General features: G+C 68.0%; 18 protein-coding genes and 1 other RNA gene. 13 read left to right on the top strand and 6 right to left on the bottom strand.

Going from position 1 to position 21897, the window contains the following annotated elements:
- Nucleotides 1-19: 19 nt before the first annotated feature.
- Nucleotides 20-1186 (bottom strand): acyl-CoA dehydrogenase family protein, encoded by a 1167-nt coding sequence (locus tag ACOGXE_RS00470; RefSeq protein WP_419932003.1) that lies wholly within the window; start codon nucleotides 1184-1186, stop codon nucleotides 20-22.
- 91 nt (nucleotides 1187-1277) lie between these two features.
- On the opposite strand from ACOGXE_RS00470, the gene ACOGXE_RS00465 reads away from it, so the two are divergent.
- From ACOGXE_RS00465 to ACOGXE_RS00450, 4 genes are read left to right on the top strand one after another with little or no spacing between them, the layout of a single operon-like run.
- The gene (locus tag ACOGXE_RS00465) at nucleotides 1278-3761 is read left to right on the top strand and encodes a CoA transferase (RefSeq protein WP_419932002.1); all 2484 of its coding nucleotides are present in this window, start codon (nucleotides 1278-1280) and stop codon (nucleotides 3759-3761) included.
- Between the two features lie 45 nt (nucleotides 3762-3806).
- Entirely contained in the window at nucleotides 3807-4937 is a 1131-nt protein-coding gene (locus ACOGXE_RS00460) for an LLM class flavin-dependent oxidoreductase (RefSeq protein WP_419932001.1), read from the top strand.
- A complete protein-coding gene (locus ACOGXE_RS00455) occupies nucleotides 4934-7318 on the top strand; it encodes a molybdopterin-dependent oxidoreductase (RefSeq protein WP_419932000.1) in 2385 nt (794 codons plus the stop codon). Before ACOGXE_RS00460 ends, ACOGXE_RS00455 begins: the two co-directional genes overlap by 4 nt.
- A 54-nt stretch (nucleotides 7319-7372) precedes the next feature.
- Nucleotides 7373-8026 carry an alpha-ketoglutarate-dependent dioxygenase AlkB gene (locus tag ACOGXE_RS00450; RefSeq protein WP_419931999.1) on the top strand — a complete coding sequence of 218 codons (654 nt, stop codon included), beginning with the start codon at nucleotides 7373-7375 and terminating at the stop codon, nucleotides 8024-8026.
- Nucleotides 8027-8051: 25 nt separating this feature from the next.
- Here the strand turns inward: ACOGXE_RS00450 and ACOGXE_RS00445 are convergent, their stop codons facing one another.
- The gene (locus ACOGXE_RS00445; RefSeq protein ID WP_419931998.1) at nucleotides 8052-8741 is read right to left on the bottom strand and encodes a TIGR02453 family protein; all 690 of its coding nucleotides are present in this window, start codon (nucleotides 8739-8741) and stop codon (nucleotides 8052-8054) included.
- A gap of 109 nt (nucleotides 8742-8850) precedes the next feature.
- On the opposite strand from ACOGXE_RS00445, the gene ACOGXE_RS00440 reads away from it, so the two are divergent.
- The 5 genes from ACOGXE_RS00440 to ACOGXE_RS00420 all read left to right on the top strand — a co-directional run bounded on the left by ACOGXE_RS00440 (nucleotide 8851) and on the right by ACOGXE_RS00420 (nucleotide 14724).
- Nucleotides 8851-9102, top strand: a complete 252-nt coding sequence (locus tag ACOGXE_RS00440) for a DUF6457 domain-containing protein (RefSeq protein WP_419931997.1) — start codon at nucleotides 8851-8853, stop codon at nucleotides 9100-9102.
- An 81-nt stretch (nucleotides 9103-9183) separates the two neighbouring features.
- Nucleotides 9184-10473, top strand: a complete 1290-nt coding sequence (locus ACOGXE_RS00435; protein WP_419931996.1) for an O-acetylhomoserine aminocarboxypropyltransferase/cysteine synthase family protein — start codon at nucleotides 9184-9186, stop codon at nucleotides 10471-10473.
- Complete coding sequence (locus tag ACOGXE_RS00430) at nucleotides 10470-10979, top strand: CoA-binding protein (protein WP_419931995.1); 510 nt, start codon at nucleotides 10470-10472, stop codon at nucleotides 10977-10979. Before ACOGXE_RS00435 ends, ACOGXE_RS00430 begins: the two co-directional genes overlap by 4 nt.
- A 47-nt stretch (nucleotides 10980-11026) precedes the next feature.
- Nucleotides 11027-13216 carry a thioredoxin-like domain-containing protein gene (locus ACOGXE_RS00425; RefSeq protein WP_419931994.1) on the top strand — a complete coding sequence of 730 codons (2190 nt, stop codon included), beginning with the start codon at nucleotides 11027-11029 and terminating at the stop codon, nucleotides 13214-13216.
- Nucleotides 13213-14724: a glycoside hydrolase family 3 N-terminal domain-containing protein gene (locus tag ACOGXE_RS00420; RefSeq protein WP_419931993.1), complete on the top strand. Its 1512-nt coding sequence runs from the start codon at nucleotides 13213-13215 to the stop codon at nucleotides 14722-14724. Before ACOGXE_RS00425 ends, ACOGXE_RS00420 begins: the two co-directional genes overlap by 4 nt.
- Before the next feature lie 49 nt (nucleotides 14725-14773).
- Here ACOGXE_RS00420 and ACOGXE_RS00415 read toward each other — a convergent pair whose 3' ends face one another.
- Together ACOGXE_RS00415 and ACOGXE_RS00410 are read right to left on the bottom strand one after the other, a co-directional pair.
- Nucleotides 14774-15889: a hypothetical protein gene (locus tag ACOGXE_RS00415; RefSeq protein ID WP_419931992.1), complete on the bottom strand. Its 1116-nt coding sequence runs from the start codon at nucleotides 15887-15889 to the stop codon at nucleotides 14774-14776.
- Nucleotides 15890-15995: 106 nt separating this feature from the next.
- Nucleotides 15996-16826, bottom strand: a complete 831-nt coding sequence (locus tag ACOGXE_RS00410; RefSeq protein WP_419931991.1) for a thiamine diphosphokinase — start codon at nucleotides 16824-16826, stop codon at nucleotides 15996-15998.
- On the opposite strand from ACOGXE_RS00410, the gene ACOGXE_RS00405 reads away from it, so the two are divergent.
- Genes ACOGXE_RS00405 through ACOGXE_RS00390 form a run of 4 tightly spaced genes read left to right on the top strand, consistent with a single transcriptional unit; the run spans nucleotide 16729 to nucleotide 20922 of the window.
- Nucleotides 16729-19008, top strand: coding sequence for a transglycosylase domain-containing protein (locus tag ACOGXE_RS00405; RefSeq protein WP_419931990.1), 2280 nt, complete (start codon nucleotides 16729-16731; stop codon nucleotides 19006-19008). The two genes, ACOGXE_RS00410 and ACOGXE_RS00405, sit on opposite strands and share 98 nt — an antisense overlap.
- On the top strand, nucleotides 19005-19736 hold the full coding sequence (locus ACOGXE_RS00400; RefSeq protein ID WP_419931989.1) for a zinc ribbon domain-containing protein: 732 nt from the start codon (nucleotides 19005-19007) through the stop codon (nucleotides 19734-19736). The genes ACOGXE_RS00405 and ACOGXE_RS00400 overlap by 4 nt, the downstream gene beginning before the upstream one ends.
- A 42-nt stretch (nucleotides 19737-19778) precedes the next feature.
- The gene (locus ACOGXE_RS00395; RefSeq protein WP_419931988.1) at nucleotides 19779-20300 is read left to right on the top strand and encodes a hypothetical protein; all 522 of its coding nucleotides are present in this window, start codon (nucleotides 19779-19781) and stop codon (nucleotides 20298-20300) included.
- A gap of 25 nt (nucleotides 20301-20325) precedes the next feature.
- The gene (locus ACOGXE_RS00390) at nucleotides 20326-20922 is read left to right on the top strand and encodes a histidine phosphatase family protein (protein ID WP_419931987.1); all 597 of its coding nucleotides are present in this window, start codon (nucleotides 20326-20328) and stop codon (nucleotides 20920-20922) included.
- A 33-nt stretch (nucleotides 20923-20955) separates the two neighbouring features.
- Here ACOGXE_RS00390 and rnpB read toward each other — a convergent pair.
- Nucleotides 20956-21343: RNase P RNA component class A (gene rnpB, locus ACOGXE_RS00385), an RNA gene on the bottom strand.
- Nucleotides 21344-21358: 15 nt separating this feature from the next.
- On the bottom strand, nucleotides 21359-21802 hold the full coding sequence (locus tag ACOGXE_RS00380; RefSeq protein WP_419931986.1) for a hypothetical protein: 444 nt from the start codon (nucleotides 21800-21802) through the stop codon (nucleotides 21359-21361).
- Nucleotides 21803-21897: the final 95 nt, after the last annotated feature.

Genomic DNA, 21897 nt, shown 5'->3' with positions numbered 1-21897 from the left:
CCGTTTCGCGCATTCGCTCTCAGAAGTTGCGGTCGGCGGGGTCTTGGCCGAGCAGGACCCGGCCGGCGGTGTCCATCTGGTAGCCGCCGACCATGAAGTGTCCTGCTACGGCGCGCACGTCGTTCAGCAGGGCGCCGAGCGGTGATGACGTGAAGTTGGCAGTGCTGCCCGCGGAATTGACCAGGGTCTCGACTGCGGCGATGCAGTTCTGGACGCTCCACGAGCAGGCGAGGCGGGCGCGGGCGTGCTGGGCGGGCGTGATCTCGGCGTGCGTCGCTGCGGCGTGCCAGATCTCGTCGAGCTGGTCGGCCACGTACGAGCGACCGGCACCGGCCAGCGCGGTGGCGCGGGCAATCGCTGCGTGAGCATCGGGCCGGGCAGCCAGCTCAGCGCGGGCGAACAGCGGCGTCTTGGCGGTGGCCAGGGCCGTGAACTCGTCGATGGCCCGATCTGCGATGCCTGCAGCCACCCCGGTCTTGGGGAACGGGAACCGCAGCGCCGAGGGCAAGCGGTAGAAGGGGTGCTCGTTGGGCCTGGGCAGCGAGAAGTTCTCGGCCACGCCAGCATGCTCGCTGGACACGAAGCAGTCGGTCAGCACCACGTCGTGGCTGCCGGAGCCACGCAGTCCCAGCGTGTGCCAGGTGTCGTCGATGAGCGCCGGGTCGGCGGGCACCAGAACGTGGCAGATGTCCTTGGGCCGGCTGCCCTCGACGACGTTGGCCACGACCCACCAGTCGGCCACCGAGCACCCGCTGACGAAAGTCCAGCGGCCGTTGACGATCCAGCCGCCGTCTACTGCGCGTGCGCTGCCGCGCGGCACGCCCGAGCCGGCGATCACCGCGCTGGGGTGCTCGTCATAGAACGCAGCGACTGTGGATGCTTCGAGGTGGGCGGCGAAGATCTCGGCTTCCTCGTTGCAGGTCATGGCGACCCACCCTGTCGAAGGGTGCTCATAGGCGATCCTGCGGGAGAACTCGATGAACTCTGCGGGGTGACGTCCGAGCCCGCCGAGCTCGGCCGGAACGAGCAGTTTCATGAGGCCGAGGCGTCCGAGTTCCGCGAAGGTCTCGCGATCAGGGTTGCGCTCGTCGTCGCAGCGCTCGCCGCGTGCACGCACCCGCGCCAGCATCTCGTCGCTCAGCTCGCTCGGCGGGCGAAAGCGCTGCGGCGCGTGGCTCTCGGCCATCCGGGCAAGCTAACCGCCCCTCGACTGTGGTTGCCTGCGTATCGTCGTACCGGTTCGACACGGAATCCCGGCCTGAGTTCACGGACATCGCATGAAATCACCCCATGCCACGCAGCCTTCCGCGGCGGCACCGCTCGCGGGCATGACGGTGCTCGACCTGACCGATCACCGCGGCGAGCTGGGTCCTTGGATGCTGGCCGAGTTGGGTGCCGAGGTGATCAAGGTCGAACCGCCGGGCGGCACTGCGGCCCGCGCAGCGCGGCCGGTGCGGCAGCCGGACAGTGCCGATCGGGATCTGCGCAGCTGGCAATTCTGTGCGTACAACTCCAACAAGCGCTCGATCGTGCTGGATCTGGACGACCAGGACGACCGGGACGTGTTCGAGCGTCTGGTCGGCAGCGCTGCATTCGTTTACGAGTCCGGCGTGCCGGGCACGCTGGCTGAAGCCGGCTACTCCCACGACGACCTCGTCGCGATGAACGGGCACATCGTCCATGTGCAGGTCACGCCGTTCGGCCTCGACGGCCCCCGCAGCGGTGATCCGGCGTCGGAGCTGTCGCTGGCGGCACTCGGCGGTCCGGCGAACATGCAGGGCATCTACGAACGCGCGCCGGTGAAGGTCTCGATCGCGCAGGCGTGGCGCCATGCAGGCGCCGAGGCCGCCGCCGCAGGGCTCATGGCACACGCCCGCATGCGCGTCAGCGGAGCGGCACAGCACGTCGGCGTGTCGGCTCAGGCGGCGATGACGTGGACGCTGCTGAACGCCATGGAGACCCACGCGATCTGCGGGCGCGACTTCAAGCGCTCGGGGACAGTCGCGCAGCTCGCGGTTCCCCTGCAGATGCGCTACCTCACCCAGGACGGTTGGGCGATCGGCGTCGCCCGTGGCGTGGCGACCGGCCGGCTGCTCGACTGGTACATCGAGGAGGGCTTGGCCGACGAGAGCTGGCGCACCGAGGAGTGGGACACCTACGACATGCGTGCTGCGGCGGGCGAGCCGATCAGCCGGACTTTCGATGAGCTGTACGAGGCCATGGTGGGGCTGTGTGCGAGCCATACGAACGCCCAGCTCCTGCAGCGTTCGATGGTCCTCAAGGAGACCATCGCGCCGGTCCACACGGTGGCCGACCTCGTCGAGTTCGAGCATCTGCGGGCGCGTGACTTCTGGCGTTCAGCGGAACTGCCCGGCGCTGACCCGGTAGAGATCCCCGGGGGCCCGGCGACCATCGACGGCGTGCGCATCGGCACCAGGCGGCAGCCGCCACGACTCGACGAGCACAGCGCCGAGATCCGGGCGCAGGCTGCTGAAGCCGCGAATGAGCCCGAGATGCCGGCACAGCCGCTGGCATGGGACGTGGGCAGTGCCGAGCTGCCATTGGCCGGGCTGCGGGTGGCGGACTTCAGCTGGATCGGCGTCGGGCCCATCACGGCGAAAGCGCTCGCGGACCACGGCGCGACCGTCGTGCGTATCGAATCGAGCTCACGCATCGACGGGCTGCGTGCCAACCCGCCGTTCAAGGACAACGTCGTGGACGTGGACATGGCCCACTTCTTCGGCACGTTCAACACGTCCAAGCTCAGCATCGACATAGACCTCAAGACTCCTGAGGGCGTCGAGATCGCGCGCCGGATGATCGCCTGGGCCGATGTGGTGGTGGAGGCGTGGACGCCGGGGACCTTCGCTCGCACCATCGCCGACGACGAGCTGATCGCCGAACTGAACCCGCAGGCGATCGTGGTGCACACCTCGCTGCTGGCCAGCGGCGGCCCGCTGTCGGCATTGGGCGGGTTCGGCTACCACGCTGCGGCCATCGCCGGCTTCTACCCGGTCGTGGGCTGGCCCGACCTGCCGCCCGACGGCCCGTATCTCGCCTACACCGACACCATCTCGCCGCGCATCATCACCGCCACGCTGCTCGCTGCGCTGGACCGGCGGCGCCGCACCGGAGAGGGCTGTGTCATCGAAGCCGCACAGCTCGAATGCGGCCTGCAGTTTCTCGCCCCGGAGCTGGCCGACTACGGCGAGAACGGCACGGTGGCCACCCGCATGGGCAACCGTGACCCCGAAATCGCCCCCCAAGGCGTCTACCCATGCGCGGGTGACGATCGCTGGTGCGCGATCACCATTGCCGACGATGGGGAGTGGAAGACGCTGGTGGAGCTCATGGGCTCTGCGTCGTGGGCACAGGCGCCCGATTTCGCATCGCTGGAAGGGCGCCTTGCCGCACACGATGCTCTCGATGAGCAGATCTCGGAGTGGACGGCGAATCAGGATGCCGTCACGCTGGAACGACGGCTGCTCGATGCCGGGATTGCGGCAGGCATGGTGCAGCGCAGCAGCGACCTGCTCGTGGACCCGCAGCATCTGCACAACGGCTTCCACCGGTGGCTGGAGCACCCCCGGATGGGCGCCGTGCCCTATTCCGGCCACCAGTACCAGATCGCCGGGTACGACCATGGGCCGAGGTTTGCGGCGCCCATGATCGGGCAGCACACCTACGACGTTCTGAGCTCCGAGCTCGGATTCACTGACGAGCAGATAGCTGAAGCCGCTGCGGCGGGTGCATTGGGCTGAATGCTTGCCCCTCAGCCTCTGCCCGCCAACTCTTAGCCTGACGCTGTGAGTGCTGCGCAACCCGTGCCGCTGTCGGCGCTGGACCTGGCGACCGTTTCTGAGGGCGGCACCAGCGCGCAGGCGCTGTCCGAGACCACCGAGCTGGCCCGGGCTGCGGATCGCCTGGGCTACGAGCGCTTCTGGGTGGCCGAGCATCACAACATCGACACCGTGGCGAGCACATCGCCGGCAGTGCTCATCGCTCACTTGGCCGCTCACACCCAGCGGATCAAGCTGGGTTCGGGCGGGGTGATGCTGCCCAATCACAGCCCGGCCGTGATCGCCGAGCAGTTCGCGATGCTCGAAGCACTGCACCCCGGCCGCATCGACCTCGGCGTCGGACGTGCCCCCGGCAGCGACCGCATTACTGCGGCTGCGGTGCGTCAGAGCATCACCTCCGCTCCAGGTGAGGGTGGCCGCGCACCCGACGGCGCACTTCGGCAGGGCGCAGTGCCTGATCCTTGGCAGGTGGATGACTTCCCGAGCCATCTCATCGACCTCATGGCGTACCTCGGGGACGTCCGGGCTACGGAGGGGCCTTGGGTCGACTTCCAGGCAACCCCAAAGGCGACATCGGCACCTGCGGTGCTGCTGCTGGGCTCGAGCGGCTACTCGGCACAGCTCGCCGGGTACCTCGGTTTGCCCTTCGCCTTCGCTCATCACTTCGACAGCGGGGGAGTGCTGGGGGCCCTGGACCTGTACCGCGAGCGGTTCCAGCCGTCGGCAGTGCTCGACGAGCCCTATGTGATGGTGAGCGCGGGCCTGGTCACCGCCGCTGACAGCGAGACCGCCCGCTACCACGCCGCGCCGTCGCTGTTGCGACGCTGGGGCATCCGCACCGGCCGATTCTGGCCGCTGCTGCATCCCGACGAAGCGATGACCCATCCCGAATGGCAGCGCGCGGCGACGATGCCGACCAACGCCATCGCGGGTGATCCCGACGAGGCAGTTGAGGCTCTCGAAGCGCTGGCCGCCGCGACCGGTGCCGACGAGCTGATGGTGCACACGTCGACGTTCGGGCTTGCCGAACGCATCGCCAGCCTGGAGCTGCTGGCCGCTGCTTGGAGTCAGCGGACGTCAAGCGGTGCCGCTGCCGATGCAGCAGGCACGGCAGCGGCACCGGCGGGCGCTCCGTGACGACAGCGCCGGACGCCCCGGCAACCACCGTGCGCACCACGGCGATGGCGACGCACTACGGGTCATTCCTGTTGGATTCGGCCGATGGCGAAGTGCTGGACGTGCGCCGGCACCCCGCTGACCCCGAACGGTCGCAGCTAGGGGAATCGCTGCGACACTTCGCCGAGAACCGGGTGATGCGCCCAGCAGTCCGGCAGTCGTGGTTGCGAGACGGACCGGGAGCGGCAACCCACTTGCGTGGTCATGAGCCGTTCGTCGAGGTCAGCTGGGACCACGCATTGGACCTCGTTGCCGCCGAGCTCGATCGGGTGCGCTCCCAGCACGGCCGGTCGTCGATCTTCGGGGGCTCCTACGGCTGGGGCTCAGCGGGACGCTTCGGGCTGGCGTCCAGCCAGCAGCACCGGTTCATGCGGCTTGCCGGCGGCTGCACCGACCAGAAGGGCACCTACTCGTCAGCGGCGGCCGAAGCGCTGTTTCCCTACATGGTCGGCATGGGCTACCACGCAGCGCTGGCCCGCCAGACGTCGTGGTCGGTCATCTGCGAGAGCACCGAGCTGTTCGTGTGCTTCGGCGGCATGCGCGCCACCAACAGCCACGTCACCTACGGCGGCCAGGGGCCGCATCACCACAACGATTGGCTCGGGCGTGCCCGAAAGGCGGGCGTCGAGTTCGTCAACGTGGGCCCGCTGCGGGACGACTTCGATCCTGCCGTCGGGGCGCGCTGGCTGCCGATCCGCCCGGGCACCGATGTGGCGTTGATGCTGGGAATCATCCACACGCTCGTCACCGACGGCCTCGCCGACGAGGAGTTCCTGGTCACCCATTGCCACGGCTGGGCGCAGCTGCGAGCACACGTGCTCGGCGAGGGCTTCGCAGCCGCCTGCGGTGACTGGGACAGCGCAACGCCGTGGCGCGATGCCGTTGATTACGACACGCCCAAGACGGCTGAATGGGCCGCATCAGTCACCGGCATCGAGGCTGCGGGAATCAGGTCGTTGGCGCGCGAGATGGCGGCCAAGCGCACGCTCGTCAACCTGAGCCTGTCCACCCAGCGGGCCCACCACGGCGAGCAGCCGTACTGGATGGCGCTCGCGCTGGCGTGCGTGCTGGGCCAGGTGGGGCTGCCCGGCGGCGGCTATGCCTTCAGCTTCGGCACGCAGGGCAATACGGGCGCCGGCCAAGTGCGGGTGCGGGTGCCGGGCCTGCCGGTGCCGATGCGCCAGCCTGGCCCCCCGGTCATCGCAGTCTCTCGCATCACCGAGATGCTCGAAGGCCCCGGCGAGCCGTTCGACTTCGACGGGCACCGCGGCCGGTTCCCCGACATCAAGCTCGTCTACTGGTCGGGCGGCAACCCGTTCCACCATCACCAGGACCTGAACCGGCTGGTGCGCGCCTGGCAGCGACCCGAGACGATCGTCGTCAACGAGCCCTTCTGGTCGCCGGTGGCCCGCCGGGCCGACATCGTGCTTCCGGCAACTACACCCCTGGAACGAAACGACATCGGCGGCGCCGAAACGATGATCGTGGCGATGTCGGCGGTGGCGGAGCCCGTGGGGGAGTCCCGCGACGACTACTGGATCTTCGCCCGCCTCGCCGAGCGGCTGGGCTTCGGGGAGAAGTTCACCGAGGGCCATACTGCAGACGAATGGCTCGAGGTGATCTATGAGATTCACCGGGCGGCGAATCCCGAGTCGCCGCCGTACGAGGAATTCCGCCGCGACGGCTACCTGATGGCGCCGGGCATGGCGCTCATGGGAGAGCCTCGCCAGGTGTTCCTGGAGGCCTTCCGTGCCGCTCCGGCAACCAAACCTCTGCGCACGCCGAGCGGGCGAATCGAGCTGTGGAGCGAGGCCATTGCCGGCTACGGCTACGACGACTGCCCGCCGCATCCAGCTTGGATGGAGCCGTTCGAGCGCCTGGGCGGCGCGGGCAGCGACCGGTTCCCGCTGCATCTGGTTTCGAACCAACCCGCAGCGCGCCTGCACAGCCAGTACGACCACGCCGCTCCGAGCCAGGCCACCAAGGTGGCGGGCCGCGAGCCAGTCCGCATGCATCCCGACACTGCGGCAGCGCGCGACATCTCCGACGGCGCCGTGGTGCGGCTGTTCAATGACCGGGGTGCCTGCCTGGCCGGCGCAGTGCTCGACGACGCCGTGATGCCCGAGGCCGTGCAGATCTCCACCGGCGCTTGGTACGACCCGGCCCCCGATGGCACCTGCCGAGCTGGCAACCCCAACACGCTGACCGCAGACGTCGGTACCTCTCGGCTGGCCCAGGGACCATCGGCACACACCTGTCTCGTCGAGGTTGAGCTCTTCGAGGGCGAACCGCCGCCGGTGGAGTCGTACCTGCCGCCGGAGCTGATGCGACTGGGTGATTGAGGAGCACCGCAAACATTCGTGTGCAGCGAACGCACGTTTGTTATCGTGGCGCCGATGGCGCGGAACTGGGCTACGGCTGGGTCTGGCAAGACCTGCGTGGGCACCTATCAGACCGATCTGTTCGCTGCGGGCACACCGGCGTTGAACGCAGGCGCCTGCTATGAGCGTCATGTGCTGGACAGTCGCAGTTGGCTCGATGTCTCGTCGCGCTGGCTCGGTGGCGGCGATGAGCTTCTGGTTGAGCTGGCGTGCCGGCTGCATTGGACCTCAGGACAGCGACAGATGTACGGGAAGATCGTCGACGAGCCGCGTCTCGGCGCGCAGCTGAGGTGTCCGGCCGCGAACGCACCAGCGGCTGTCAACGCGATGGCTGTGGGACTCGGTGAGCGATATGGGCAGCCGCTCAACTCGGTGTGGGTGAACTACTACCGCGACGGCCGTGATTCGGTGGCGTGGCACAGCGACCGCATCGGGGCCAACCCCGACGACTCGCTGGTGGCGATCGTGTCCCTTGGCGGCCCGCGCAGGTTCCTGTTGCGACCCAAGGGCGGGGGTCGGACCAGTTCGTTCACGCTGGCTTCGGGCGATCTGCTCGTGATGGGCGGTGCGTGCCAGCGGTCCTGGGAGCACTCGGTGCCGAAGGTTGCTTATGCACCGCCGCGCATGAGCGTCACGTTCCGGGTCGCTCGCGAGGAGTTCCGGCGTTGAGCCGGCGCTGCCGGCGCAGCGCCGCTCAGAAGTCCAGCCCGACGGCCCCGCACAGGAAGGCCATGAGCGGACGTGTCTCCGAGCACCAAGCCGTGATCGTCGACGGGAAGTCGGGCTTGAACACCGCGTCGTGGTCGAAGTCGCGTACCGCAATGAAGCTCTTGCGCTTGAGGTCCTCGATCATCGGGTGATCGACGGACCAGTCGCGGGGCGAGCGCTTGAGCCGCTCGCCCTCCATCCGCCAGCCGCCGGACTGGCAGGTGTCGCGGGCCGCAGTCCATGCATCCGGACGCTCGTCGATGGCCACGCGGTACGCGGCCAGCGCATCCCGATCAGGCATCCAGCTACCGGCGCCGAAAAAGCAGCTCCCGGTGTCGAGGTGTACGTAGTAGCCGGGAGCGTGGACGTCGCCGCCGCGCACATGCCGGAACTGGATGCCGACGTTGGTCTTGTACGGCGTCTTGTCGGAGGAGAACCGCGTGTCGCGGAACACACGCATTAGCGAGCCGCCGACCTTCGTGTCGCGTGCGGTCATGTGCGGTGAGATCTCGCCCAGCAAGGCGCCCATGGCACGGATGAAGTCGAACGCAGGCTCGCGCACTTCCTCCTCGTAGCGCTCGCGGTTCTCGTTGAACCACTCCCGGTTGTTGTTCGCTTCGAGCTCTTCGAGAAACTCGAACAACTCGGGTCCGAAAATGCCCTCGTCGTCGCTCATCGATGTCCTTTCGGCTGCGGGTGCCACCTGCCGGGTCCGCACCGTAGCGATCGCCGACGCCCACCGGCATCGAATAACGGCACACCGTGCTGGTCCGTACGCTGAGGTCATGAGCGATGAGCGGTCTGCAGGCACCTCCACCACCGCAGCCGAATGGCTGGCGGGCTTCGAGGCCGTGATCGGCACCTCTGCTCCGGGACCGGAGGTGACCGAGGCGCTGCTGAACCTGGCCGGTGTGGCAGCGCACGACTCCGAGCGGATTGCGGCACCTATCGCCTGCTGGATGGCTGGCGTCGCTGGCGTCGACCCTGCTGAGGCCTTGGAGCGGGCCAAGCAGTACGCCCAGGACCGAGCGGGCTGAGCCGCGTTGGGGCGGGCCGATTGAGCCCCACCCAGCGGGGGCGCACTCGATGGCCGGGCGCCCCGTCGTAGGCTGCGGGCGATGAGCGATCACCAGTTCGGATTCCGCACGCGTGCCCTGCACGCGGGCGGCCGGCCCGATCCGACGACGGGCGCTCGAGCAGTGCCCGTCTACCAATCGACGAGCTTCGTCTTCGAGGACGCAGCGGACGCTGCCGACCTCTTCGCCCTGCAGAAGTACGGAACCATCTACACCCGCATCTCCAACCCCACCGTCAACGCCTTCGAAGAGCGGGTAGCGAGCCTGGAAGGGGCCATTGGCGCAGTTGCGGCCGCCTCGGGCATGGCAGCGGAATTCCTCACAGCGGCTGCGCTGTGCGAAGCCGGCGACAACCTGGTCACCTCCTCGGCGCTGTACGGCGGCACCCACACCATGTTCGATGTGACTCTCGGCCGTTTCGGCGTCGAAGCCCGCTTCGTCGACGGCGACAGCACTGATGCATACGCCGCTGCTATCGATGACCGCACCAAGTTCTGCTACACCGAGATCGTCGGCAACCCGTCAGGTTCCATTCCCGATCTGGCCGGCATCGCCGAGGTGGCGCATGCCCACGGCCTCCCGCTGGTGGTCGATTCGACGTTCGCGACGCCGTACCTGTGCCGGCCCATCGAGCACGGCGCGGACATCGTCATCCACTCGGCCACGAAATTCATCGGCGGCCACGGGAACTCCATCGGCGGGGTCGTCAGCGAGTCGGGCCGCTTCGACTGGGGAAGCGGGCGATTCCCGAATATGACCGATCCGGTGGCCAGTTACAACGACCTGCGGTTCTGGGAGAACTTCGGCGAGTACGCGTTCTGCACCAAGCTGCGCGTGGAGCAGCTTCGGGACATCGGCGCTGCCATGTCGCCAATGAACGCCTTCCTGTTGCTGCAAGGCCTCGAGACGCTGCCCCAGCGCATGGACGAGCACGTCGCGAATGCGCAAGCCGTGGCCACCCATCTCGAAGCTCATCCTGCCGTGAGCTGGATCAGCTACGCGGGCCTGGAATCCTCGCCCTACCGGGAGCTCGCACGCACATACATGCCCCATGGGCCCGGCGCCATTTTCACCTTCGGCGTCAAGGGCGGCCGCCAGGCCGGTGCCGACTTCATCGAAGCGCTCCAGATGATCAGCCATCTCGCGAACGTGGGCGATGCCCGCACGCTGGTCATCCATCCGGCCTCCACCACGCACCAGCAGCTCTCTGACGAGGCACTGGCTGCGGGCGGCGTGAGCGCAGACATGATCCGGCTGTCGGTCGGTCTCGAAGACCTCGACGACATCCTCTGGGATCTCGACCAAGCCCTCGCGAAGGCGGTGCCCGCATGACGATTGCCCATGAGCCGGTCGACGGCTGGACCGAGCCCAGCGCGGCCGATCGGTTGGCGCTCATCCAGCGCACCGACACGGTGGCGATGGTGGGTGTCTCGGCCAACCCGGCGCGCCCGTCCAATTTCGTTGCGACGTACCTGCTCAGCTCGAGCACCGACTTCGACGTGTACTTCGTGAATCCGGTGGCCGACGAGATCCTGGGCAAACCCTGCTACGCGAGCCTGGCGGACCTGCCTGTTGTGCCTGACCTGGTCGACGTGTTCCGGCGTCCTGCCGATCTGCCCGGTGTCGCCGAAGAAGTCGTCGATATCGGTGCCAAGGCGTTCTGGGTGCAGCTCGGCCTGTGGAGCGCCGATGCCGCCAAGCTGGCCAACGATGCCGGGCTGGACGTGGTGATGGACCGGTGCCTCAAGATCGAGCACGCGCGTTTCCATGGCGGCTTGCATCTCGCCGGCTTCGACACCGGCGTAGTGGACTCGCGCCGTACCGTTCGCAGCCACTAGCAGTCGAGGAGGGCTGCATTCCGGTGCCGATGCAGACCCTTGATCGGGTGACCGGTCGCCGATGGCGAAGCGGACTCGTTCGATTCGCCGTCGCAACCCTGGCAGCCTCGCTGCTGCTGGTGGGCTGCGCTCCCGGCGCGACCGACGGATCGCCGACCCCGCCGGCCGACGCCGCCGGGACCTCCCTGGACGAATCACAGCCGGCATCGGAGCCGGCGGACGCTGCGTCCGCCGACGACGGCTCCACGGGTGCTGGCAGCGGCGTTGTCGACACAGCGGCGGACCCGGTTGAGCTGACGTTCGAGGGCGGCGCTGCGGCACCGGAGTTCCCGGCCGGATACGACTGGTTCAACGTCAGCCGGCCGCTGTCGATGAGCGGCGACCTGCGCGGCAAGATCGTGCTGCTCGACTTCTGGACGCAAGGCTGCATCAACTGCATTCACATCATTCCTGACCTCCACCGGCTGGAAGCCGAATTCCCCGACGAGGTCGTCGTGATCGCCGTGCACTGGGCGAAGTTTCCCAGCGAGCGCACCTCGGAGGCAGTGCGAGAGGCCTCCATCCGGTACGGCCGGCAGCATCCGATCGTCAACGACTCAGAGGACCTGCTCGCCCGTGCCTACGGAGTGCGGGCCTGGCCCACAGTGGTCGCCATCGACCCGCTTGGCCGGGTGCTGGGGCCTATCGCGGGCGAGGGCGTGTACCAACGGCTGCAGCCCGCCATCGAGATCATGGCCACCGAGTACGGTCACAACGGGCTCATCGACCCGACGCCCCTAGGCGAGCTGTTGGAGATAGCGCCCGCGCTGCCGACCGTGCTCAGCTTCCCCGGCAAGGTGCTCGCTGACGAAGCAGGCGATCGCCTGTTCATCGCCGACACGGGACGTCACCGGATTCTTGTCGCGACGCTCGACGGGGAGCTGATCGAGGTAATCGGCACCGGTGCAGAAGGGCGTGCCGACGGCGGTTTCGGCGAGGCCACGTTCAGGCGCCCGCAGGGCATGGCGCTGGACCCCGACGGGCACACGCTGTACGTCGCCGACCGGGAGAACCATCTGATCCGTGCCGCCGACCTCAGCACCCGCGAGGTCACCACGATTGCGGGCACGGGGGAGCCGGTCACGGTGTTCGCTCCCGGCCCTGCGGTGCGGACGGCCATTGCCTCGCCGTGGGATCTGCACATCGAGGGTGATCTGCTGTACATCGCCGGCGCCGGACGGCACCAGCTCTGGCTGATGAATCTGACCAGCGGAGCCATCGACTTCTTTGCCGGTACGGGCGCGGAGGGTCTCGACGACGGCCACCGCCTGGAGGCCACCCTGTCGCAGCCTTCTGGACTCGCGGCCGACGGCAGCGTGCTGTATTTCACCGACCCCGAAGCCAGCGCCGTTCGACAGGTCTCGTTCGGTCTGGACGGGCAGCTCGACACGTTGGTGGGCAAGCATCTGTTCGTGTGGGGCGACGAGGTAGGGAGCTTCTCCGACACGCTGCTGCAGCACGCCATCGGTATCGAATTCGTGCCGGATCCGCAGGGTGCAGGGTTGCTCTACGTGGCGGATACCTACAACCACAAGATCAAGGTGCTGGACCTTGACTCAGGGACGTCATGGACGCTTGCCGGCGACGGCACGCCGGGACTGCAGGACGGCTCCGGCACAGATGCCCGGCTGGCAGAGCCGAGCGGGCTCAGTGCCACCACTGACACCCTGTATGTCGCCGACACGAACAACCATCGCATCCGCACGCTGGATCTTGCCACTGGCGAGCTGACCACGCTGGCACTGTCGAATCTCGAGCTCGCCACGGTGACCATGGCGGGGGTGATCGACGACGACGTGGTGCTGTTGCCGCAGCAGGTGGCACCCGGCCCGGTCGAAATCGTGCTGGACCTGCAGGTGCCCGAGGGGTACAAGTTCAACGTCGATGGCCTCTTCGAGTTCGAGTGGTCTGCCGAGGGCGAGGTGTTGCGTCCGCAGGGCACGGCCCGCTACGAGGCCCGAGGCCCCGAAATGCCGGTCCGGCTGGCCGGCACCGTCAGCGCAGAGGGCGAGACTGCGGTGTTGACGGCCACTGCGGTGGTGTTCTACTGCCCGGCGGTCGACGAGACCTTCTGCCTGATTCGGGACGTGAATTTCACCGCGCCGATCGAGGTGCATTCGACGGGTGCAAGCAGCATCCAACTGCCGCATCAACTGCTGTCTGCCGAGGAGCTGGACCGACGCCTGGCGCCAGGGTGAGAACGATCGGCGCGTTTGCGCTGGCGGCCACCGGCTGGTTTGCGCTGCTGCCCGGCGCCGCAGCCCAAGGCTCCGGCGAGTCAGAGACCCCGCCGCTCATCACGGTTGCGCCAGACGCCGAACTCGGAGACCTCGACGGCGAGCCGCCTGCGCCGCGGATTGTGGCCGTGCTGCGCGGTCCGGGAGGGGTCGGCTACTGGGTGATCGGAGCGGACGGCTCCATCGAACCGGTGGGCACCTCGATCCTGCCGATTGTGAGCGACCCGCCCCAGCTGCACACCCAGGTTGTCGGCGCTCGTCTCGGGGCCCCAGGGGCACTCGGTGTCTGGTTGCAGCTCGCCGACGGATCCGAGGTCGCTGTCGGCGATCCCGGTCCGACGGTCTTCACCGGCGAGGAACGGCCTCTGGGCTGGCTCTCGGGCGTCGGGGTTCGGCAGTTGCTCTCGGGTGCGTGGTGGACTGATGTGGATCGCTGGTGCACCAGCGAACTGTCGTTGCCGGTGCGCATCGGGCAGACGATCATGACGGCGCTGGGCGAACGCTCGCTGGGACTCGCTGTCGAGGAGGCACGTGACCGCCGGATCGCCGGCATCCTGGTCCAAGGGCCCGTTACCGAGCATGTGTGGCGCCGCATCGCCGAGTTGCAGGACTTCGCAGGCCGTATCCCGTTGATCATTGCGGTCGACGAAGAGGGCGGGCGGGTGCAGCGACTCGCGGCGGTCGTGGGCCGGCTGCCCTCGGCGGCAGCCCAGACCGCCAAGTCGCCCGCCCAGGTGGCTGATCAGGCGGCAGGTCATGCCCGCAAGATGTTCCAGCTCGGCTTCACCATGAACTTCGCGCCGGTCGTCGATGTCGGCGCAGGGGAAGGCATCGGTGATCGGTCGTTCGGCAACGATCCGGCCACGGTCACCGAGTACGGCATGGCGACCGTGGAGGGTCTCAGCGCCGGCGGGATCATTCCGGTTGTGAAGCATTTCCCCGGCCATGGCGCGGCCAGCGCGGACACCCATGACGAGCTGGCCTTCACGGCACCCCTGGACGAGCTGCGCGAGCGGGATCTGATCCCCTTTGCGGCAGTGGTCGGAGCAACCGACGCAGCGGTCATGGTGGGGCATCTGCGGGTTCCGGGCCTGACCGGAGAGCTGCCGGCGTCGCTGTCGCCCGCCGTGATCGACGGCGTGCTGCGCAATGAGCTGGGCCACTCGGGGCTGGTGGTGACCGACTCGCTGGTCATGGGTGCCATCCGCAGCCAGTGGACGGTGAGCGAGGCGGCAGTGCTGGCAGTCATTGCCGGGGCGGATCTCGCGCTGGTCGGCGGCCTGGAGGATGCTGCAGCGGCCTTCTCCGAGATGGAGACAGCAGTTGCCGAGGGGCGACTGGGCACCGAGCGCCTCGACGATGCGGCCACCAACGTGTTCCGATCCAAGCGCGTCTACGCATGCACGCTCGTCGGCCGCGACGGCTTGGGCCGGGCCGTGCTGTTTGACCCGACCCTGGTCGGCCGATAGGCCGACGAGTGCTACAGGGGCGTTAGCCCGAGCGATGTGACAGTGGCCGTTAGGGAAGGGTCACGGTCACTTCAGGTTCCGGGGGCGGCGGACCGGTTTCGAAGTTACGCACCACCTGGCTCCAGGTGAGCTGCCACTGCTTCCAGTTGGCACCGACATAGGCGGGATCAGGCCGGTACGGGTGCACGCTCACCCCGAACTCGTTCCACTCAGGTGTGCTCACGATGTCGCTGCGGGCCGGTCTCGAGCCGAAGCGATCGCTCACGCCGAACTGGAACAGCGGTTCACCCATGGCGTCGATCAGCCGTCCGCCCAATGACGAGTTCCGGGCTCCCGCCACGACACCCGCATAGAACCCGATCCGGACGCAGTCGTCGGTCACAACGGCGATGTCCAGTGCAGCAGGCAAGCCGGGCTGGTACTGGGCGTACACCGACGGCAGCCCGGTCGTGCCCCAGGTCAGCGGCCGACGCCCGCGCAGCGACGACAGCGTCACGGGATCGGGTTCGTCCTGGCTGATCGGCCGCTCTGGCGGCGGCTCCCCGCCGGCGAAGCGCTCGAACGTCGCGATCTCCCAGCTCGGAGCGAGCTCTGTGCCCCACCTCAGCATCTGGTCGAGCACTTGGGGCCATGGTGCCGTGTCGTCGTCATCGCCCTCGGGATGCAGCCGTTCGAGCGCGACCAGCAGGTACACCCCCATCCTGCTCGTAGCGGCATCGGGAATCACCGCGGTGTCGGCATGAGCTGGGTCCCAGAGGGTGCCGAGACCGCCGGGCACCGGGGGCGGCAACAGCTCGGCGTCGGGCAGCTCGTCGATGCGCCGCTCGGGCACCACGTAGAACGACGGCAGGTAGTTCAGGCAGGCGTCGACGTAGCTGATCGGCGTGAGTGCATGGTCATCCACTGTCAGGTCTTCGACCAGCGGGCCAGGTGCCAAGGGCACGTAGGGCTGAGTGAGATCGGCGTCGATGACGTGCTGAAGATCCAACGTGTCGATGCCGACAACGACATCAGCGACCGGATGGGACCGGCTGCGCTCGAGCAGATCGATGACGTCGTCGGGCGTGTCCTCCCGGAACACCACGACTTCGATGCCCGTGTCGTCCGTGAAGGCTTCCAGGGCCTCGGCGGGCAGGTGAAAGTCACGATGGGTCAGGACGCGCACTGCGGCGGACCCCTGGCCGGTCTCGGTGCACCCGGCCGCCAGGAGCGCGACGGCGCACCCGATCGCGGCGAGCGCCCCAGCCCGCCGAGCGAGTCTGGGCGCTCCCTTACGGCAGCGGCTTGCCATGTGTCTGTATCGCCAGCACGGTGCCTGACTGGACCCTGATCTCGGCATCCGGCACAGTGAGCTCGTTGCTGAGGCCGAGCGATGCGGCGCTGGCCAGCGGCGTCGTCGGTGTCAGGTTCCACCGCAGCCCGCGCGTGTGCAGGCTTGCGGTGCCGCCCACAGCCAGCAGCGTCAGCAAGTTGCCGTCGTCGGTTGTCAGCCTCATGTCCATGCCGGCGGTTGCCGCCCGGGCGACGCTCGCATCGATATAGGCGGCGAGCGGCAGCGCCGCGTACTGGGGTCGTGCCAGCATCGTCACCGAGACCATCATGTGGTCGAGCCTGCCGCCCCCGCCGCCGAGCAACGCGATCTCGGCAGGGTCCAATCCCCAGGCGAAGCTCAGCGCCAAGTCCAGGTCGCTGTGCGCCTTGTGCCGATCATGTCGCTTGACCACCAGGTCAGGCCACTGGTCGCGTGTTCGCTCGAGCATCGCGGCGTCGATTGAGTCGAAGTCGCCGACGACAACGTGAGGGCGCAGTCCCAGCCGAAGCGTGTGCGCCAGGCCGCGGTCCACGGCGATGACGCATGACGGCTCGCCGGGCGGCAGCCGGCGCGGTGCACGAGGACCCCCATCAACAATCCAGACGCACCGAGCATCAAGCTGCCTCCCGGCGGACACATCCGCGTTCACGACACCAGTGTGATGCCCAGCGGCCGCACATGGGCGCACGGCTGTGCCCGGTACCTTGCAGATCAACGTGGACGTCGCCCGCCGGCTCGCCCGGTTGCCCCTGCTTGCCGTGATGATCGCGGTCTGCGCAGCCGTCGTCATGGTCGGCGCCCGCGCCTCTGCGCCGCACGTTGCCGGCACCCTCGACGCCGTCGAACGCGACCGCGACCACATCACCATCGATCTGCGGCCGGGCGCCCAGCGGACCCAGGTCTTCGACTCCGAGGGCAATCCGATCGGCATCCTGGTGAACGACGTCGACCGCGAGATCATCACGCTGGACCAGGTGCCCGACGACGTGGTTGCCACGATCGTGGCAGTGGAGGACAGCAAGTTCTGGCTCCACAACGGCGTGGATCTGCGGGCGACCGCACGAGCCCTGGTTTCCAACGTGTCGGCCGGCGGGATCGCATCGGGCGGCTCCACCATCACCCAGCAGATCGTCAAGCTGCGCGTGGTGGGCAGCGAGCGCAGCTTCAACCGGAAGATCCGCGAGGCGGTGATTGCGGCACGGCTCGAGGAGGACTTCTCCAAGGAGGAGATCCTTGAGTTCTACGTCAACGAGGTCTACCTCGGGAACGGGGCCTACGGCTTGCAGGCCGGAGCCGAGACGTACTTCGGCAAGGACGTTTCGGAACTCGACGTCGGTGACGCGGCATTTCTCGCGAGCCTGATTCGCAGCCCCGGCATGTTTGACGGGTTCGATCAGAACATCGACACGATGACGCGCCGCCGGAGCAGGTCGCTGCAGCAGGCAGTGGACGCAGGGATCATCACCGACATCCAGCGGGAGGCCTTTGAGCGACGGCCGCTGCCGAGCCGCAACCTGTCGCCGCGGCGCACCGATGTCGCGCTGCGGCGCGATTACTTCTTGGTGGAGGTGCGGCGGTCGCTGCTGGCAAATCCCGCGCTGGGGGACACCTACCAGACTCGCTTCAGCCAGGTGTTCGGCGGCGGTTTGAGGGTGTGGACGACGCTGCGTCCCGAATTGCAGCGAGCCATGCGCACCTCGGTAGCAGAAGTGCTGCCCGAAGGCACCGGCGAGTTCGAGGTGTCTATCGTCAGCGTCGATCCGGCGACCGGGGCGGTGCATGCGTTCATCGGCGGCCCTGCCTTCAGCGATTCCGAGTTCAATCTGGCCACCCAGGGCCGGCGCCAGCCAGGATCCTCGTTCAAGACGTACGTGCTCGCAGCGGCAATCGAACGTGCCGGTCTGTACCCGTTCGACACGATCAGCGGCCAGGGACCATGCGTGTTTCCCAACCCACCGCTCGACGACTACGAGGTGAGCAACTTCGCCAACAGCCCGGGCCGGGTGGCCACACTGGAGGAACAGACGACTGCCAGCTCCAATTGCGCGTTCGTCCGGCTCGGCTTGATCACCGGCCTGGACGAGGTGGTCGGGATGGCGAATCGGCTGGTCAACAGATCCGGCGAGAGCAGCTACCTGCCATACCCGTCCATCTCGCTGGGTGCGCAGGAGATCACCCCGCTTGAGCAGGCGGTGGCGTACGGCACGTTCGCCAACGGCGGAGTGCGGATGGAGCCGTTCTATGTGACCCGCATCGAGAACAACTTCGGCGAGGTGCTCTACGAGCACGTTCCGCACGGGCGACGGGTGGTGTCGGCGAGCACGGCCGACTGGGTGACGTCGGTGTTGGAAGAGAATGTGCGATCCGGCACCGGGACGCGATCCCAGCTTCCCAGCGGGCAGGTCTCGGCGGGCAAGACCGGAACGACCCAGTCATTCCATGACGCCTGGTTCGTGGGGTTCACGCCGCACATGTCGACCGCGGTGTGGATGGGCCATCCCGACGAGCAGATTCCGATGGGCGACATCCAGGAACGGCGGGCCACCGGCGGCTGGATCCCGGCTCGCATCTGGTCGGCCTACATGGGGCGGGCCTTGGAGGGCACGCAGTTGCGAGCATTCGCGGCCGCGCCGCCCCCGCCGCGGGCCAGCCAGTATCTGTTCCTGTCCGGGGACACCTGCTCGATCGCCGTTGCCGTGTCGCCGTCGGAGCCGCCGCTCGAGTTCGACCTGCCATGCAGCATGGTCCGCCCGACCGATGACAACGAATTCGAGCCCTTACCCGATGCGCTGTGCAAAGTTGCAGTGCCTGCAGGCGACGGCGACACGCGGTTCGAATGGCTTCGCTGCACCCAGATCGCCGCCGAGCTTGCGGCGCGGGCAACCGGGACAGTGGGCGATACTGACGGGTCAGTCGCGCCGGGCAGCACAGATGAGACCGGGACGGCCAGCACCGAAGAGGACCAGAATTGAGCGGATCGAATGTGAACCAGCTCGAGGTTCTCGCCCAGATCGGAGACCTCGACGTACGGCTCGACCAGATCAGCCATCACGTCGGGCACCTGCCCGAACGTGAGATCCGCGCCGGCATCGAGGCCGAGCTGCAGGCGCTGGCATCAGAGGCGAGAGCGCTCGACGGTCAGATCGCGGATCTGGAACGCCAGCAGCGCCGCCACGAAGACGAGGTTGCGCTCATCGAAGCGAAGCGTGCCCACAACTCCGAGCGGCTGTACGAGAGTCACCTGACATCGCCCAAGGAAGCCGAGGCCCTCACAGCCGAAGCGGCATCGCTCGGCCGTCGCCAGACCGAGATCGAGGATCAGATCCTCGATCTGATGGAGCAGTTGGAACCGCTCGGCGAGGCCCGGGCCGGTCTTGGGCAACGCCAGTCCGCGGCCGCCGAACGCATCGAAGCGGTCGACGCAGCCATCGGTGAGGCCGAGAGCGAAGCGGGTCGGGAGCGCGACGAAGTGCTCGGTCAGCGCGCAACGCTGGCGGCGATGGCCGATCCCGGGCACGTGTCGGTGTACGAGGCGCGTCGGGCCGAAGCACGAGGAGCCCCTGTGCTCGGCCGGCTCATCGGCACCACCTGCAGCGCATGTCATCTGGAGGTGCCCTCGGTCGACTACGAGCGCATCACACGTCTCGATCCCGACGAACTCGCCGAATGCCCCCAGTGCGGGGCGTTGCTCGTCCGCTGATCCAGTGGATTCGCCGCTGCGCTGGCGAGGGGAACTGGACTGATGCTGCTGTGGTTCGTGGCGACCTCGCTCGTGGCGATGCGCTGGACGTTCGGAGATCCCGCGATCGACCATCGTCTCGTCGTGGCCGGAGCACTCCTGCCAGATGTGATGCACGTCGCCAGCGGCGGGGCGCCGCTCGCTCACGCTCTGACGCTGCCCGTGTGCGGTCTCGTTGCGGTGATGCTGTTGACCGTCGGGCGCCGGCGTGCTCGGCGCCGCTGGCTGGCGCTGCCGATCGGTGTTTTCTGGCACCAGGTGTTCGATGGCGCGTGGATGCAGCCAGCCCTATTCTGGTGGCCCTTCGGAGGTACCACAGCGGACATGTCGCTGCCGCTGGCCGCCCGGGGTGCGTGGCTCATCGTGGCGATGGAGCTAGTGGGCCTGGCCGGCTGCTGGTGGATCTGGCGGGCCACCGGCATGGCGCACGACGGAACGGCTCGGGCCGACTTCGTGCGAGCTGGTCGCTTGGCGTACCGTTCAGGACCGCAGTACCGGCGCGGAGCGGACGGAGGAACATCCTGATGACCCTCGTGCGCCGCGGGCGCCCATGCTGATTCTCGTGCGCCACGGGCGCACGGGTGCCAACGCTGCGGGCCTGTTGCAAGGGCGAGTCGACAACGAACTCGACGAAGCAGGCGTGCAGCAAGCCGATGAGATCGCCGCTGCGCTGTGCGGAACCGATCAGCGGCCGGCCCGGATCATCTCCTCACCGCTGCTGCGCGCACGCCAGACAGCGCAGGCCACCGCAGACCTCGCGGGCCTCGAGATCACCATCGACGAACGCTGGGCCGAACTGGACTACGGCGAGTGGGACGGGCTGCCGATCTCGGAGATACGAGTCTCCGAATGGCAGCGCTGGCGAGCGGACACCGGCTTCGCGCCACCCGGAGGCGAATCGCTGGCACAGCTCAACGATCGGGTGGGCGCGGCCTGCGATGATCTGGCAGCGGTGGCCGCCGGTCAGCACGTCGCCGTGTTCACCCATGTTTCGCCGATCAAGTCAGCAGTCAAGTGGGCGCTCGGCACCTCCGACGAGATCTCGTGGCACCTGCACGTTTCGCAGGCTCAGATCACCCGCATCGGCTTCCGGGGGCCGCTGCCGAGGCTCGCGTCCTACAACGACACGTCCCACCTCAGCATCTGAGACAGAGAATCGACAGCAACGGAGGCGGCTGGGGCGGTGAGCCGGCCTGTAGGCGGGATTCTGTCCGTCGGCTGGTGCCGTCGGGGTGGCCATCCATCTGAGCGGCCTACCCGGGATCATGAGACGGGCCGCCTGATCCCTGCTTGGCCTTGCTCCGGGAGGGGTTTGCCGAGCCGTTGGAGTCGCCTCCAGCGCTGGTGCGCTCTTACCGCACCGTTTCACCCTTGCCTGTGACCGGACACGGGGCCCGGCCCATCGGCGGTCTGCTCTCTGCTGCACTTTCCGTCGCCTCGCGGCGCCTGGTTGCGAGCCAGCTCCCTGCCCTGTGGAGTCCCGACCTTCCTCGAGCTGCGCTGTTCGGGCTGTTCCGCATGCTGCGGACGGCCGAGGCAGCTCAGCCCGCGGCCACCCGGCCGGCTCACCGCAGTCTCGAAGGCTAGCTGCGCTTTTTGGGGCGTGGCATCTCGGTATCGAGCAGCGACCGCCGGCGCTTCCGCACGATGCCGGCCAGCACGCCGCCCAGCGTCGCGAGAGATGCCGCCAGCAGCATGACGAGAGGGAGACCGAGCGGCGCCACTGCTTCGCCCGAGCCGAATCGACGGATCAGCTGCACGACCACGGCCAGCATCATCACCGGACCTGAGCTGAGGACTGCAGCGGTCAGAGGGTGCCCGGTTGCGTGGGCTGAGGCGACCGCGCCTCCGGCGATCAATCCCGCGAACAGCAAGCCGTTGACGGCGTATGCCGCTGCGGTCCGTTCCGCCACCAGGCTCCCGGCCGCGACACCCACCACCAGCGCCGTCCCGGTGGAAACCAACGCACCGCGCAGGACTGCGCGCCGGTTGACCGTCCGACCGAATACCTGCAGCAAGCTGCGCATGACGCTCCATACTGAACGCTCAATAAGGTCTTGACAAACGGAAGCGCATCGGCAAGATTGCGCGTCAGATGCCTCCTGTCACAGCACCGGCACAC

The sequence above is a fragment of the Candidatus Poriferisodalis sp. genome, assembly GCF_965208555.1.
Classification (GTDB): Bacteria; Actinomycetota; Acidimicrobiia; order Acidimicrobiales; family Poriferisodalaceae; genus Poriferisodalis.
Note: the sequence above shows the minus strand (reverse complement) of the source record. Positions and strands in the feature narration are given on the sequence as shown.

Coding starts and splice junctions, on each gene's coding strand:
- ACOGXE_RS00435 (WP_419931996.1), top strand. CDS start 9,184: ATGAGCGATCACCAGTTCGGATTCCGCACGCGTGCCCTGCACGCGGGC.
- ACOGXE_RS00440 (WP_419931997.1), top strand. CDS start 8,851: ATGAGCGATGAGCGGTCTGCAGGCACCTCCACCACCGCAGCCGAATGG.
- ACOGXE_RS00380 (WP_419931986.1), bottom strand. CDS start 21,802: ATGCGCAGCTTGCTGCAGGTATTCGGTCGGACGGTCAACCGGCGCGCA.
- ACOGXE_RS00430 (WP_419931995.1), top strand. CDS start 10,470: ATGACGATTGCCCATGAGCCGGTCGACGGCTGGACCGAGCCCAGCGCG.
- ACOGXE_RS00395 (WP_419931988.1), top strand. CDS start 19,779: ATGCTGCTGTGGTTCGTGGCGACCTCGCTCGTGGCGATGCGCTGGACG.
- ACOGXE_RS00450 (WP_419931999.1), top strand. CDS start 7,373: ATGGCGCGGAACTGGGCTACGGCTGGGTCTGGCAAGACCTGCGTGGGC.
- ACOGXE_RS00390 (WP_419931987.1), top strand. CDS start 20,326: ATGCTGATTCTCGTGCGCCACGGGCGCACGGGTGCCAACGCTGCGGGC.
- ACOGXE_RS00445 (WP_419931998.1), bottom strand. CDS start 8,741: ATGAGCGACGACGAGGGCATTTTCGGACCCGAGTTGTTCGAGTTTCTC.
- ACOGXE_RS00410 (WP_419931991.1), bottom strand. CDS start 16,826: ATGACGACGGCTGCGCAGACCGCGATCATCACGGCAAGCAGGGGCAAC.
- ACOGXE_RS00465 (WP_419932002.1), top strand. CDS start 1,278: ATGAAATCACCCCATGCCACGCAGCCTTCCGCGGCGGCACCGCTCGCG.
- ACOGXE_RS00470 (WP_419932003.1), bottom strand. CDS start 1,186: ATGGCCGAGAGCCACGCGCCGCAGCGCTTTCGCCCGCCGAGCGAGCTG.